Source organism: Streptomyces sp. NBC_00829, from assembly GCF_045161795.1.
GTDB lineage: Bacteria > Actinomycetota > Actinomycetes > Streptomycetales > Streptomycetaceae > Streptomyces.
In genome coordinates this window covers 8,255,743-8,270,937 of record NZ_CP108867.1, presented here as the reverse complement: position 1 = coordinate 8,270,937, position 15,195 = coordinate 8,255,743, and the positions used below count along the sequence as shown (strand labels likewise).

Sequence of the window (15,195 nt, the reverse complement as noted above, 5' to 3'; positions counted from 1 at the left end):
GGGGGACGCGCCCACACTGGGCGGACACCGGGGTTGGAAAAGCAGGGTGGATCCCGGGGGAAGGGGGATGAGAGAAGGGAGTGGTGAGCGGAGAGGGCTGCGGTGCTCGCTCAGCGGGCGAAGCGGTAGTCGTAGGCACCCAGATCCGGGTCGTTGAGCGGGGTGCCGCTCCACAGCCAGTCGTAGGACACGTCGGACTCTCCGTCGAAGCCGCGCCTGAGCAGCTCGTCCCGGGCCTCCTGCCGGGGACCGTCCGGATAGTGGTAGAAGGACTTGTTCTGCAGCGAGGCGTCCTGGACCATGCCTGCGTGCTTGGCACGCCGGTCGACGTAGCGGCGAAGCGCGACCTCGACGCCGTCGGCGGTGGCTCGGCCGAGTTCCTCGGCCAGGACGGCGGCGTCCTCCATGGCCTGGGAGGCGCCCTGGGCCTGGTAGGGCAGCATGGCGTGGCAGGCGTCGCCCATGAGGGCCACGTGGCCGTCCACCCAGACGGGGTCGCGGCGCCGGTGGTAGAGGGCGAAGCTCAGAACGTCGTCCTTGGCCTTGGACAGCATCGCCGCGACGCGGTCGTCCCAGCCGGGGTAGGCGCTGACGAGATCGTTGGCGGTGGCGGAGGCGGTCCATTTCTCGGCGACCTCGTCGGTGCACGGGACGCAGCCGACGACGTTGAGGTACTCACCGCCACGGATCACATAGTGGACCAGGTGCCGGCCGGGGCCGTACCAGATGGTGCTCTGGAAGTGGTCCATCAGAAAACGAGTCGCCGGGTCGGCGGCGATGAGGTCGCCCGGGATCAGGGCCCGGAAGGCCATCTCCCCCGAGAACTCGAGGGTGTCCGGCAGCCCCATCAGGTCACGGACGTGGGAACGTATGCCGTCGGCGCCGATCAGCACATCGGCTTCAAAACGCCGGCCGTCCTCGGTCACGGCGGCCGGGCGGCGGGGGTTGCTGCGGTCCAGTTCGGTGACCCGGCTCGCGGTACGCAGTTCGACGACCGGTCCGGGACCGGTCGGGTCGACGCAGGCCTCCGTGAGGACGCCGTGCAGGTCGGCACGGTGGTAGTGCCAGTACGGGGCGTTGTAGCGCTGCTTCACGTGGTTGCCGAGCCGGGTCAGCCCGATGACGCTGCCGTCCTTCCACCGGCGCCGCACCTGGTCCTGGGGCTCGGTGTGGATCGCCTCCAGTTGTTTGCGCAGACCCAGCCCGAGCAGGATCCGGCTCGCGTTGGGCGCCGTCTGGATGCCCGCGCCGATCTCGCCGAACTGCGGTGCCTGCTCGAGCACGGTGACGCTCAGGCCCCGCTGCCGCAGCGACAGGGCGGCTGTCATCCCGCCGAGGCCACCTCCGACGATGAGGACTTCGAACGATTGGGTGGATGCCATGTGTGTTTCTCCAGATGCAGGTGCGGCAGGCGGGATCAGTAGTCGACGAGTCGGCCTGCGGTGACGACGCCTTGGTCGTCGACGGACACGGTGCAGCCGCGCATGGCGATGTCGAGGTGCGCGTACGACTCACGGCCGAGCACGGGATGCGGCCCGGTGGACCACAGGAAGTTCCCGGCGAACGCCCGCGCGTCCATGCCCATCAGCTCTTCCTTGCCGTACAGGGCGGTGGCGAACCAGTCGGCGGTCCGCATCAGGCCCCAGCCCATGTGGGACAGGCCGCGCGCCCATTCGTCGTTCGCGTCCTCGAAGAATGTGTTCAGCAGCTGCGCCTCGGCGCCTCCGGACACCTTCTCGATGCGCCCGCCCGCGATCTCCAAGGTGACCGGCTGACGCACGTACTCCTTGAACGGCAGCAGGATGTCGCCCTCGGCCAGCACGATCCGGCCGTCGGAGAACTGCGGCCAGCACAGCACCATGGTGCTCGGCCAGTGGTCCCAGCGACCCGGGTCGTCGGCGAAGCCCACCTGGAACTCAGGCTTGGAGCCTGGCAGTTCGACGGTCAGGTCCGTCCCCGCCTCGGAGGTCACCCTCATCACGGAGGCGTTCTTCACCAGCTCCACGCCCTTGAGGACCTCGGCCTTGTCCCCCGGCTTGGGCAGGTTACGGATGAGGACGTCCGGGGCGTCGCAGACGAAGAGGATGCGGGTCCCCGTCCGCAGGATCTCCTGCTGCAGGGGGGCGTGGATGAAGCCCTCCCGCGTGAGGTCCACGACCAGGTCGGCCGCCTTGAGCAGCTCCTGGGCGGTGGCGTCGTTCAGCACCGCGGTCAGGCCGGGGCCGGCGCCGGTGTGGGTGCTGTCCGTCGGGGAGGGATTTCCACTGGGCACGGTGGCGGCGATGACGTGCGCGCCGCAGGCCTTCGCCGCACCGAAGGCGGCCGCGACGTAGTCTCCGCGACTGGTCGGCTCGGACAGGATGACGACGTGCTCGCCGGGCCTGAGCCTACACAGCTTCAACTCCTGGGTGAACGCGTCGAGCAGGTCGACGGAGGTGAGGTCGAGCATGTCTCGCTCCTAGGGATGGGAGGGGTGAGAGGCGGTGAACGCGCGGTCAGGGGATGCGAGTGAGGGCATGGATCCAGCCAGGTGGGCAGGGGCCGATGCCCTGGGTTGCGACGCGAGAGAGCGCCGCCGACGGAACTAATCCGAGCACGTACGATCTCGATCTGGCAAGGGGTGGGGTCGATTTTGTTGCCGACCCCCTCGGTGACCCGCACCCCCAATCGGCGCTACGCTGGCCTGACCTGGCGTTTTCTGGTCACCCACCCCTCGCCTCCACCGGCCGCGCTTGAACGGGAGACGGATGCAAGGGCATGGAACCTTGCTCGGAGGAAGTCGTACGTGCTCGGGGGTTATTCACCCGCATCCGGGCCATGTGCCACGGGCGCCTCTCATTGGCTGATTCCCGCTGGTGCACACAGCCTCTGAGGAGGACTCCGATGTCATCTCCCGCTTCCACCAAGCGAACCGTCGCCGCTGTGCACGCGGCCCCGGTGTTCATGGACACCGAGGCGAGAGTCGACAAGGTCATCGGCTTCGCTCGCCCCCCTGCCGCACCACGTCGCCAGCACCGACACCGACGGCCTGCAACTGCACCAGTACGCCAGCGGCACCTACAGCGGTGACGACTTCACGGTGCGGGTGACCACGGGCTACCCCTGGCACGGCGTGGTGGACGTGGCCGTCGAGACCGCCCCCGCCTCGGAACGGACACTGTCGCTGCGGCTGCCCGCCTGGTCCGCCGGCCACGGCCCTGTTCGTGAACGGCATGCCCGAGAACGTCGCGGAGCGGGACGGCTGGCTGCGCGTCACCCGGCACTTCCAGCCCGGCGACACCATCCGCCTCGACCTCGTATGGCGACGTCCTGGACATTCTCGTGCAGTCCAGGCGTGACGCGAAGGCCGCGAAGCGGTTCATGGCCAAGCTCAGAAGAAGCAGTGCCGCGTCCCGCGGGTGCTGGTCACCGACAAGCTGAGGAGCTACGGCGCTGCCCATCGGGAACTCATGGCCCCGGTCGGGCACCGCTCCCACAAGGGACTGAACAACCGGGCTGGGAACAGCCACCAGCCACCCGCCAACGCGAGCGGGCCATGAAGTACTTCCGCTCACCCGGCGCGGCCCAGCGGTTCCCGTCCGCGTTCAGCGGCATCTCGCCCCACTTCCGGCCCCGACGCCATCTTCTGACAGCCACTCAGTACCGCTTGGAGATGACCCTCCGCTTCACTCTCCGGGACCTCATCACCGGCGCGGCCGTCCGGCCCACCGCGGCCTGACCCAGGGCCCCACCACACCCCGGCACACCGTCAGACGATCACGCGCCCGACAACGTGACAGCTCCCCACCGTGCCCGGCCGGCGGACCGGGGTGGACTGTCCATGGGGCGGGGTACATGGAGTTGGATTGTTCCGGACGGGCTGTGGGAGATTGCCCGGCCGTTGATCCCGGAGGACCGGGCACGACCGCAAGGCGGCGGAACTGCGAATACGCCTGATGAGACGCTGTTCGCAGCGATCATCTACGTGCTGGTCAGCGGGTGTTCGTGGCGGGCGTTGCCGCCGTGCTTTGGGATATCGAAGTCGACCGCGCACCGTCGTTTCATGATCTGGTCGAGAGCCGGTGTGTGGGGCCGTCTGCACGAGGCGGTCCTGCACCAGTTGGACGACGCCGGCCTGATCGACGTCTCCCGCGTCGTCCTCGACTCCGCGCACGTGCGGGCTAAAAAGGGGGCGAACACACAGGTCCGAGCCCCGTGGACCGGGGTAAGCCGGGTTCCAGGATGCACATCCTGTCGGACGCGAACGGACTGCCTCTGATCGTCGGTGTCTCCGCTGCCAACGACCACGACAGCGAAGGTCTGAAGCCCATGGTGGCCGGTCACCAAACGAGACACGACCCCCACCGCGGCCGGTACTTCAAGCCTCAGCGTCTGCATGCGGACAAGGCCTACGACATTCCTCACCTGCGAAAATGACTGCGAGGCAAACGGATCGGAGTGCGCATCGCACGCAAGGGCCTCGAGTCCAGCGAACGGTTGGGCCGGCGGCGTTGGGTGATCAAGCGGACCATCTCCTGGCTGTCCGGCCATCGCAGACTCAGCCCCCGCGACGAACGCCATCCCCGCAACTACCTGGCCTTTCTCGGCCTCGCCGCCGCACTCTGCTGCTACAAACACCTCGTCCGCCTCACCACGTAGGACACCTTCTAACTCCGAGGTGTTGGTACTAGAACAGGCGGCTCAGGCGGAGGGACAGGTAGCAGCCGCCAGCGCGGCCGTCAGTGTCATCGCTGACTGTTACGGGGTGGCCCTCATAGGCCGTGTCGTAGGTGCCCTGCGGGATGTTGTTCTTGCATTGTCCCGAGGCGTCGCCGCCGCCGTCGCCGTAGAATTGCACGCCAACGCCAATGTCCGAGCGACCGGACAACGTGAAGGTGAGGTTGCACCAGCCCGCTCGGCCGTCGGTGTCCACCCGAATGTCGTCGCCGAACGTCTTGAACGGCTTGATCGGGATCGTATGCGTGCCCGCGTTTTGGCACTGGCCTTCGTCGCTGCCGGGCTCTGCCGCCCACGTGTAGGTGACGGTGAGGCCCGCGAGGGAGTTCGACGGGTCGTAGATGCCGAAGGCGAGTTGACAGCCGCCCGCGCGGTTGTCGGTGTCCAGACGGATGGTACTGGTCCAGTCGGAAGCGGGGACCCACCGCTCCGGCGGATTCGTCGGCCCATCGCACTGGCCGTTTCCATCGGGGTAGAACCGAACCCCCAGTTCGGGTGCGGCGTTGGCCGAGGACGACGCCGCATTGGCCGACGTGGCCGACAGCCCAGTCATCATAAGTATGCCTACGGCCAGCACTGAGGCCAGTCGGGCCGATCTGCTGGCCAGCTTCATCTTGCTCACGTGTGTCTCCCAGGATCTCTTCGGTTGATGGAAGAGGTGCCGAACCCTTCCATGAGTGTGAATGACCATCATTGAATTCCCGGTTGGCGCGGAACAGAGCGGAACCGAGAGAGCTGAGGTAGATCGGATAGGGAAGGTGAAATGAGGCTTCAAAAAGGAGGCGTCGTGCCGACAGCGCGCGGCATCGACGGCAGAATTATCCAGGGCGCATCAGGGTAAGCGGCAAGGTCGATATCGGCCAGGTTCGTGGCGGTCGGGATGAGCAGGCTGCCGTCGAGGTGGTGGTCAGTTCGACGCGTGCGAGCGACTTCCCCGGTCTCCACGGTTTGATGACTTCGGTCTAGTACAGGCAATGCCTCGGAGTTATTGCGCAGCACCACCCACTGGTTCAACTACATCCGCTAGGACTGGGCCGCCCACGTCGCCGGCCGCGCCGAGAATCACGGCGGGCGGTCCACGGCGCGGTGGCGAATGTGACGTGCCGAGTCCGGAGCCCCACATTCCACTGAGTGACATCACTCACGCTGAGAGTAATCCCTTGTGAAGGAATCTTGACCGGACCATGATCAGCATTTGCACCAGGCGGCACACGAGCCGCACAGATCACTTCAAACAGGGGAGGGATCAACTATGCGCAGAATCAAGGCGATTGCCGGCATAGCGCTGATCATCGGTATAGGGGTGCCGACCAGCACCGCGATGGCGCTTGACGCCAAGGGCGGCGGCGTGACCGCGACCAGCCCGTGGAACGGCGACGACGGCCTTATCTCCGTCTACGACGGCAGCGACGACGGGGACCCGGGCAAGGCCGAGTACTACCGCCAGGCCAGCCCCGGTACCCTGCGCACGCTGTGGAACCACAGCGGCTACAAGACCCGCGTGATCTCGGGCGACGGCTCGAAGGTCATCAAGTTCAAGGCGTGCGACGACAATGACTGGGACAGTGACGACTGCTCCAGTTGGAAGGCTCCGTAACCGGAGTTACCGCTTGAGTGCCCGTCGGGTAAGCCGTTCATGGCTTACCCGACGGGTCCGTTTCATCTCCGCTCGCCTACTTCAAGATACGGACGTGCTGTGACCCACACCCCTCCGCTGGGCGGCGGTCTCCAAATCAAGGGCCTGACCTATAAGGTCGGAGACCGTGTTCTCCTCAACAACGTCGACCTCACCGTGGACCCGGGGAAGTCGGTGGCCGTTACCGGGCCTAGTGGATCGGGCAAGTCCACACTGCTGATGTGCGTGCTCGGTCTGATCAAACCGGCCTCCGGCACGATCACTGCAGGAGGGCATCGCCTTACGGGACTCCTGCCCGGCTCCCTGACCAAGGCCCGCCGCAAGCACCTCGGCATGGTCTTCCAATTCGGCGAGCTGCTGCCCGAACTGACACCAGTGGAGAACGTGGCTCTGCCCATGCTCCTCGACGGCGCCGACCATCATCGTGCCTATGAGTCAGCCACACGGCTCCTGGAAGAACTCGAAGTGCCCCATGGCAGTACCCCAACGGGCATGCTCTCCGGAGGAGAACGCCAGCGCACGGCCGTGGCCCGGGCACTCATTGCGCGGCCGTCCGTGCTGCTGGCGGATGAGCCCACCGGTGCGCTGGACCCGAAAGCACGCGAGAACGTGGCCGACCAGTTGTTCCGGATCTGTCGCGAGCGGGACTGCGCGCTGCTGGTAGTCACTCACGATCCCGCGGTCGCCGATTGCGCGGACGACGAGTTCCAGCTCCAGGAGAGCACGCTCATCCCTGTCCAGCGGGGGATGCACGCGTGACTGACCAGCGCTCACCACGTCTCCGCCGCCCTGGAAGGCTCTGGGTCCAGCTTCTGAGGATCGGGCGTGCCGCAGGACGCACCACGCCCGGCACGCGACTGCGCATGTGGGCCCTGATGATGGCCTCTGCCGCTGTTGCACTGACCGCCCTGGCCATGGTGACCACCAGCGCGACCTTCGACGGCCGCACGCAGCGCGATACGGCGCGAGGCCCCCTTCTGGCCAGCAGCGCGCACCAGGCCACAGCCTTGTGGAAAGAGGCCATCGACTCGTTCGGCGCGTCACCGCACAGCGTCATCTACGTCGAGCCTCTCGCGACCGGCACGCCTCCGCCACCGGGCCTCTCACGCTGGCCTCGGCCGGGCGAGGTCTTCTTGTCCCCGGAACTCGCCGAAGCGGCAAAAGACAACAACAGCCTCGACAGATACGGCCGTTACGCCGGGACAATCGACAAGCAGGGGCTCAGGTCACCGTCTGAACGTATCGCATACGCCCGCCCCGCTCATCCTCCGGCCAACCCCACGGCGGCGTCTTGGCAGTACATCACGGGCTTCGGCCAGCTCTTCCCGATGAACGAGGACATCTACCCCCACACCAAGGCGGAGACTGTCGGAGTCATCGCAGTCCTGATGGCCGTACCGGGCCTGGCTCTGTTGGTCGTGGCCACCCGGGTCGGATCAGCCACCCGAGACCGCCGAAGCGACCTCGTCAACGCCCTGGGAGCCTCCTGGACACACCGAGCAGTAATGAACGTAGGGGAAGCCTTCACCCCGGCTGCCGTAGGGACACTCCTACCTCTCATCCCTGCCGCCGTCCTGCTGGCCACCGACGTACGGCTGCCCTTTACGGGCTTTATCGTCAACGCCGATGACCTGCGCCATGCATGGCCGCAGCTGATCGCCGCGCTCGTTGCCTCCCTCGTCTTGACACTCCTTATGGTCGTGGTACTTCACCGGGTTCAACGCACGAAGACGGCAACACGGCCCAGCACCTCCTCCTCACGCCTGCCCAAATGGCGCTTGGTCTTGTGCGTCATCGGCGTCTTGGCAATCGCCTTCAGTCAATATGCTCCTAAGGGTCCGGATGTTGTGGTCTTCCTGGCCGGAACCGTTCTGATGTGGGCCACTCTGCCGTCAGCTGCCGCCATGCTCAGCGTCACCAACGGGAAGCGCATCGCCGCAAGCGGCTATCGCAAGGGGAACCCGGGGCGCCTCATCGCCGGCCGCTGGACCGCGGCTCATCCAGGAGTGCTTGTCCGCCTCTCTGTGGTCTTCATCATCGGTATCGGTCTCATCAGCCATCTGCAGGTCTGGAACAGCCGGTTGGGAGACAGCGCCGCCGCTGCCAAGCAGCTGACCCAACGCGTGGGAGACACCCTCTTCACCGTCTCCAGCAGCAACCTGACCCCCCGCGCCACTGAACACCTGGCACGCACTCTTCCGGACAGGACTCACCTCCTGGCCACCACCGCCCATCCCGAAGGTGAGCACCCCCACATCGACCTGGCCGGCGCCTGCCACGACCTCAAGGCACTGCGCCTGCCCTGCCCGACAACCGCCAAGCCCATCACCACACAAGACCCACGGCTGAGAGAACTGGCCGCCCCCTACCAGGACAACCTCACTGTCCAAGCCGTTAACGGCGCACTACCGACGGGTCGTCCCCGCCAGTCGCTGATCGTGACCGCCGACGAGCCCGGGCACCGAGCAGAGATCGAGAAGGCCGCCTATGCCGTACTCCCCGGGATCAATGTGGAAACACCCGGCGAATCCTGGGTCATCGGCGCCCAACAGAAGAATCGGCTTAACTACTGGCTCTACCTCTTCGGCGGCACAGGTCTGAGCCTGCTGCTGGTGACAGGACTGATCAGCGCAGCCGCCGAGTTCGTACGCATCAGGCGAGGACTGGCACCGCTGAGCGTCCTCACCGGCAACACCCAAATCTTCCGTACCATCGCCACGTGGTACCTGACCGTGCCGTTGCTCATCGCTACCTGCATCGCCACATTCATCACCAACTGGCACTCATTGTTCTTCGTCATCTCCTTGCGAGAAGGCAAATTCTCCTGGCCAGTCCTGGCCACAGCAGCCACCGGCTTCTCACTCGCCGCTGTGGCGATCGGCCTTCTCGCGGCGCACTCGGCACGCCGCGCCGCACCATCCTGGCGACCCGAAGCAGACTGAGAAGCCATCCGCGTACTCGGGTGTGATCGGATCAAAGACGGCGCAATCCCCGAACAGGTCGCCACCGGCTTCCGGCATCAGCCGCTCCACGCTCTATCGAGAGCTACGCAAGCACCGCGAGGGCGCCGCCAAACCCGTCGGACCCGAAAACTGACCACCAGCCCAAACCGCATCCCTGCTGGTCAGCGATGTCCGTTGTTTCCGCCGCGGATGATACGGCGCTCAGGCCGTGGGGCTCGTCGCGGAACTGCTGTCGGTAGCTGGCGAGGCTGACGAGTCGTGAGGCGGAGTGCGGGAACGACCGCGCGTGCCGCACGGAGACGCTTCGAGGGATACGGAGGTGACGAACCCGTCACGCCCGTGTTGGCACACTGCGTGGGGATGTCCCCGGGCACCGAGCTCCTGTCACCACCGACATGTCGTGGGAGGGATTCCGTCCGATGCCAGCGCCGAAGGCTCTCGCGGTGCGGCCGACGGTGTCGACGGCGGTATCCGCGCCGACGAAGCAGCCGCCGGAGACAACAGGTTCCGCACCGTCCCCGATGGCCGCGTCCAACGCGGCCGTGGCGGCGGCCCTGGTGGGTGGCGGACCGGTGACGGGCCCGCCCTTCCCTGGACGGCCGGCGCGCGTCGCCCCGAATCCGGCCGGAAACGGCGCCACCGCCCAGAACATGGTCGGCAACAGCGCCGTCGCGACGGCCGGCCGCGGCGAGGCGGGTGCCGCCCCGCCGGCGGCACAGGGCACCGAGGCGCCGGGGGCCCCCGGCGCCGTGGAGGTGAAGGCCCGGTCGGGCCCCGAAGCGGATCCGAAGTTCGCGGTGCTGAAGAAGGACGTACGGCAGAAGAAGCGCTCCCTCGCGGCCTCGCATCCGCCGCCGCGTACCGAGGCGGGGTCGGCGCAGGACGCTGCGCTGCCTCCCAAGGACGACGAGGTGGCGCAGGGCAAGACCGCCAACGCCGAGAAGATGAACGAGGCCAAGCCGAAGGACTTCGACAAGGACGCGTTCATCAGGGCGGTCGAGAAGGCGATCGCGGACAAGGCGCCGAAGAACCTGGACGAGGCGGACAAGTTCGCCGGCTCCGGCAAGGCGGACGAGGTCCGCGCGGAGGTGCACGGACAGGTCGGCGAGGGCAAGTCGGATTCCGCCGAGCAGATCTCGACGAGGACCGCCGCTCCGCCGGACACCTCGGCGGCCGTGCCCAAGAAGGTCGTGCCGATGAGCGCGGACCGGCCCCCCGGCACGCCGGGCGCGCCGAACCCCGCGCAAGCCGTACCGGACAAGCTGCCGCCGTCCGCGACGGATCTGTCCGCCGGTCCGGCCGAGGTCAACCAGCGGATGGCACACGCGCAGGTCACCGAGGGGCAGCTGCGGAAGTCCAACGAGCCGACGTTCGCCAAGGCACTGGGCGAGAAGAAGATCGCCGAGCGGCACTCCGAGACGGCCCCGGGTGCCATGCGCAAGTACGAGGTGAACGAACTGCGTGCTTCCACCGCCCGGGCTCGGCAGCTTGGGGTGGCGGCGATGGGCGCGATGGGCGCCCAGCGGGTGCGCACCGGGCAGCAGGTCGACACGGGCAAGACCGGCACGAAGAGCCGGGACGAGGAGAAGCGGGCCCAGGTCACGGCGGTCCTGCAGGGCGTCTTCGACACGATGAAGGAGGACGTCGAGGCGATCCTCGAAGGCCTCGACAAGCTCGTGGACGACCAGTTCGGCCGGGGCGAGAAAGCGGCCCGGGATGCGTTCACCGCCGAGCACAAGCGGAAGATGGACGAGTACAAGGACCGCCGCTACTCGGGCGTGAGGGGCAAGCTTCGCTGGGTGCGGGACAAGTTCGCCGGGCTGCCCGCGGAGGCGGACAAGATCTTCGAGGAGGCTCGCGACAACTACGTACGCCGGATGCGGCAGGTGATCTCCGGGGTCGCCGACTCCATCGGCGCGGAGCTGAACCGGGCCAAGCGGCGCATCGCACAGGGCCGGACCGAGATGCAGACCGCGGTGCGCAAGCTCCCGGCGGACCTGCGATCCATCGGACGGCAGGCGGCGGCCGAGTTCACCGACAAGTTCGACGAACTCACGCAGTCCGTGGACGACAAGGGCACCCAGCTGGTGGACACGCTGGCCACCAAGTACACCGAGGCGCTCAAGGCCGTCGACGACGAGATCGCCGCGGAGAAGGAGAAGAACAAGGGCCTGGTGGCCAAGGCCATGGACGCGGTCAAGGCCGTGATCAACACCATTCTGGAGCTGAAGCGGCTGCTGCTGTCGGTCCTCGCCAAGGCTGCCTCGGCCGTGATGCTGATCCTGAAGGACCCGATCGGCTTCCTGCGCAACCTGGTCTCCGCCGTCGGCGCCGGCCTGCGGCAGTTCCTCCGGAACATCGGTCACCATCTCCAACAGGGCATTCTGTCCTGGCTGTTGGGCAAGACGGCCGAGGCGGGCATCGAGCTGCCGGCGAAGTTCGACACCCAGGGCGTGGTGAAGATGCTCACCGGCCTGCTCGGGCTGACCTGGACCAACATCCGCGCCCGCATCACCCGCAAGGCCCCGGGCATGGAACCCGCGATCGCGGCTGCCGAGACCTCGCTGCCGCTGGTCGCGGATGTCCGCAAACGCGGCGTCGCCGCCATGTGGGACGACCTCCAAACCCGCGTGGGCGATCTACGCAAGGACCTCCTGGACAAGGTCATCGCCTACGTCACCCCCACGATCGTGGTCGCCGGCATCATGTGGGTGATCTCGCTGCTCAACCCCGCCTCGGCGCTCGTCCGGGCGGTGAAGCTGATCATCGACATCGTGCGCTTCATCGTCACCCAGGCACGCCAGATCTTCGAGTTCGTCAACGCCGTGCTCGACGCGGTCATCGCGATCGCACGGGGCGGCAGCGGCGGCGTACCGGGCCTGATCGAACGCGCCCTGGTCCGCTCCATCCCGGTCCTGCTCGGCTTCCTGGCCGCCCTCCTCGGCGTCGGCGGCATCGCCGCCAAGGTCAAGCAGATCGTCCAGGCCCTGTCCAAGCCGGTCGACCGGGCGGTGGACTGGGTGATCGACAAAATCGTCGGCCTGGTGAAGAAGCTGTGGGCCAAGATCAAGTCGAAGTTCGAGAAGCCGAAGTCGAAGCCGAAGCCCCGCCCGGATCGCAAGCGGCCGGACAAGCCGCGCAGGCCGCGCAAGCGCCGCCCGGACCGGCGTCGACGTCCGGACCGGCGCCGGCCGCAGCGAAAGGACAGGCCCGACCCGAGGAAGAAGCCTGCCGCCAAGCGGTCCAGGAAGGACATGCTGCGCGCCCTCGACGCCGCCGTGCGCGAAGCCACGCGGCTGCTCGATGCGGAGGGGGCGACGGAGGATTCCGTACGCCAGGGACTGCCGGACATCAAGAAGCGGCACCGCCTCACCCGGATCCAGTTGGAGCGGGCCGCCCCCGGCACCTACTTCGTCACAGCGGCCATCAACCCCACGAAGCGAACCTCCTACAAGGACCTCTTCCCGTACAAGATCGGCAAGGCCAGCGGCCGCTTCACCACCAGGAGGCACCCGCACTCGGTCGTCCAGCTGCGGGCAATCATGGTGCCCTTCACCATGGAGGCCAGTGACCGCTGGATCGGCTTCGTCGTCAACATGGCGGCCATCCCCGGTGAGATCAAGAAGGACGTGGCGACTCGCTACCTGGACCAGGGGTGGCAGGACACCGGGGCCAAGAACGCCCAGGATCTGGCGGCGGCACGGACTGCCGTGGTCATCGGCATCAACACGTTCGAGCGGCTCAACCCGCAGGAGGGCGACGCCATCCGGAACGCCGTGAACAGCGTCGACCGGAAACCCGAACTCCTGCTTGCGGTGTTCGGCTTTCTGTGGACGCCCCAGTGGATCAGGGCCAAGGAGAAGACCCCGGTCGACATCGAAGAGGTGCGCGCCGCCTACCAACATCTGCGAGGCCGCAACAAGAAGCGCGCCGAGGCCAACGAGAAGGGCATGCGCGACAAGGGGGCGCTCCCCTACGGCCTCTTCCGCGAGGAGGTGCTCGGCTCGTCGTACACCAACAGGGCGGTGGAGCTCCTCCGAGAGGTGAACAATCAGGTCCACATCGTGAGCCAGGACGCCGACACCGGCGTCGCCACCATCAGCGGGAAGGGCGTCCTCAAGGCGTACGAGAAGGTGCTGTCCGGCATGGACCGGCACCCGCTGCTGACCATCGGCGGCTACCACTTCGAGGGCTTCGACTGGGGCAAGAACGCGGACCGCCGCGCGAAGCAGCTGACGAGGCTGGCGAACGGCCTGGACCGGGCTGTCCGGGAGGCCATCGCCAGGAAGTACCCCCAGATGCTGTACCCGACCGAGCCGAACATGCTCATCAAGGCGTGGGACCGGTCCCACCCCAACGGGATTTTCCAGAACGCCCGGATGCGTGCCCTGCTCGAGGTCCAGGGCAAGACCTTCGGGGTCCGCAGCGCCGAGGGACGCGCCCTACGGGACATGATGATGAAGCTCTTCGGCGAGGACTTCTCGGTGGTGTACGCCCCGGACGCCAGCACCGGCACCAGCCCGCTGCCCGATGATCACGCCCGGGGACTCACGGTTACGGTGGCGAACGTCCGTCGGGCCCTGCGGGGACGGATGCTCCAAAGGGGTCGAGAAGTGGACATCCGCGTCGCACACCGGATGTACGCACTCCTCATCCAATCGCAGACGACGGCCAGCGCCCGAACCCTGGCCAGGGAGTTCTCCCGCGCCGCCAGACTGGGCCAGGACGTCCAAAGGGAACTGCTGACCACCGTCTTCGTTCACGTCGAGAACGTTGCCATGCTGATGGCCGACAACCCGAGGCTGAACGTCAGTAGCCCGGCTGTGCGGGCACAACTGCAGCAGCTGGAGGTCAGCGTCATCGAGATGGTCGGCAGCGACATCGGACGGGAGAACGAGCGGTACAGGCAGGCCATCGGGAAGGCGCACGAGATCACCAAGGAGATCATCTCGGCGATGACCGCACCGGAACTCTCCGGTCTCTGGAAACGCATCAGCCGGGTCCTGGACGACGTCACGAAGAAGCCTCCGAGATAAGGGACACGGCGATGCCCCTGGAGGAAGGGCAAGGGCGCTGCAAGGCATGATGGAGTCAGGGGGCCAGGGAGGACCACGATGACCGATGACGTGCTGGAGCGGCTGCGCGCCGAGGCCTCACGCGACGACTACGGGTCGATGGTCCGGCTGGCAGAGGCCCTGTACAGGGACGGGCTCGGCCCGCGCGAGGTGCTGCGCGCGTGCTACGGCGTCGACTTCCCCGAAGAGGTCTTCGTGCTCGTCGGTGGCGGGCTCTGGCGACTGGGCCTGCTGGCCCGCTTCACCAACCAGCCGTGGCAGCTGGCCCTTCCGCCAGACCGTGGCGGTCCGCAGGAGACGCCCAACAGTCTGGTGGACGTCGAATTGCGGCTCCTGACCGAGGATCCCGACCTACTGCCCCTCCTGCGCATCCCTTCTGCCGTGCTGGGGAGGGACGACCGGCTCGTCTGCTACCGGCTCAGCGAACTCCGGGCAGGCCGCTCCACGGCCTTCCGCCTCTTCCGGACCGGCGCCGCGCACAGTGCCTTGGCCTGTGAGGACTCAGTGCTCGATGTCCTGCACAAGGAGCACGCGGAATCCGCCCGAGAGCTTGAGCGGCAGCAGGAGAATCCGTCTAACTGGGGCGCCGGGTCGGTGGACGACGACGAGGTCGAGGAGGCATACGAGTCGCTCGAGCGAGTCCGCGAGCTGCAGAGACAGGTAGCCGAGCGCCAGGCCGCCGGGCGACAGAGGGACTGAGGATCAGCGCACCGTCACGTCATGGGCACGATCACCCTGGGCGGCGCCGCACCTGGCATCGTCCGGAGGGCCGCCGTCACCACCGCCGCATTGCCCGACTGGTCGT

General features: G+C 67.2%; 10 protein-coding genes and 3 pseudogenes. 9 read left to right on the top strand and 4 right to left on the bottom strand.

Annotation, left to right across the window (positions count from 1 at the left end):
- Nucleotides 1–110 precede the first annotated feature (110 nt).
- The gene (locus tag OG293_RS36830; protein WP_406003089.1) at nt 111–1,382 is read right to left on the bottom strand and encodes an FAD-dependent oxidoreductase; all 1,272 of its coding nucleotides are present in this window, start codon (nt 1,380–1,382) and stop codon (nt 111–113) included.
- Nucleotides 1,383–1,417: 35 nt separating this feature from the next.
- Nucleotides 1,418–2,449 (bottom strand): hypothetical protein, encoded by a 1,032-nt coding sequence (locus OG293_RS36825; RefSeq protein WP_406003088.1) that lies wholly within the window; start codon nt 2,447–2,449, stop codon nt 1,418–1,420.
- 630 nt (nt 2,450–3,079) lie between these two features.
- On the opposite strand from OG293_RS36825, the pseudogene OG293_RS36820 reads away from it, so the two are divergent.
- From OG293_RS36820 to OG293_RS36805, 4 genes and pseudogenes are all read left to right on the top strand, one after another.
- Nucleotides 3,080–3,130, top strand: a pseudogene (locus OG293_RS36820) (hypothetical protein); the annotation flags it as partial.
- An 82-nt stretch (nt 3,131–3,212) separates the two neighbouring features.
- Entirely contained in the window at nt 3,213–3,338 is a 126-nt protein-coding gene (locus OG293_RS36815; RefSeq protein ID WP_406003869.1) for a hypothetical protein, read from the top strand.
- Nucleotides 3,301–3,718 (top strand): annotated as a pseudogene (locus tag OG293_RS36810) (transposase); the annotation flags it as partial. The gene OG293_RS36815 and the pseudogene OG293_RS36810, both read left to right, overlap by 38 nt.
- A gap of 102 nt (nt 3,719–3,820) precedes the next feature.
- Nucleotides 3,821–4,638: pseudogene (locus OG293_RS36805) on the top strand (IS5 family transposase).
- A 28-nt stretch (nt 4,639–4,666) separates the two neighbouring features.
- Here OG293_RS36805 and OG293_RS36800 read toward each other — a convergent pair.
- A complete protein-coding gene (locus OG293_RS36800) occupies nt 4,667–5,329 on the bottom strand; it encodes a hypothetical protein (protein ID WP_406003825.1) in 663 nt (220 codons plus the stop codon).
- Nucleotides 5,330–5,487: 158 nt separating this feature from the next.
- On the bottom strand, nt 5,488–5,730 hold the full coding sequence (locus OG293_RS36795) for a hypothetical protein (RefSeq protein ID WP_406003087.1): 243 nt from the start codon (nt 5,728–5,730) through the stop codon (nt 5,488–5,490).
- Nucleotides 5,731–5,968: 238 nt separating this feature from the next.
- On the opposite strand from OG293_RS36795, the gene OG293_RS36790 reads away from it, so the two are divergent.
- The 5 genes from OG293_RS36790 (at nt 5,969) to OG293_RS36770 (ending at nt 15,089) form a co-directional block, all read left to right on the top strand.
- On the top strand, nt 5,969–6,313 hold the full coding sequence (locus OG293_RS36790) for a hypothetical protein (protein ID WP_406003086.1): 345 nt from the start codon (nt 5,969–5,971) through the stop codon (nt 6,311–6,313).
- A gap of 99 nt (nt 6,314–6,412) precedes the next feature.
- A complete protein-coding gene (locus tag OG293_RS36785) occupies nt 6,413–7,111 on the top strand; it encodes an ABC transporter ATP-binding protein (RefSeq protein ID WP_406003085.1) in 699 nt (232 codons plus the stop codon).
- Between the two features lie 104 nt (nt 7,112–7,215).
- On the top strand, nt 7,216–9,294 hold the full coding sequence (locus OG293_RS36780) for a permease (protein ID WP_406003084.1): 2,079 nt from the start codon (nt 7,216–7,218) through the stop codon (nt 9,292–9,294).
- A gap of 440 nt (nt 9,295–9,734) precedes the next feature.
- Nucleotides 9,735–14,351 (top strand): hypothetical protein, encoded by a 4,617-nt coding sequence (locus OG293_RS36775; RefSeq protein WP_406003083.1) that lies wholly within the window; start codon nt 9,735–9,737, stop codon nt 14,349–14,351.
- Nucleotides 14,352–14,429: 78 nt separating this feature from the next.
- Complete coding sequence (locus tag OG293_RS36770; RefSeq protein WP_406003082.1) at nt 14,430–15,089, top strand: hypothetical protein; 660 nt, start codon at nt 14,430–14,432, stop codon at nt 15,087–15,089.
- The last annotated feature ends 106 nt before the right edge of the window (nt 15,090–15,195 follow it).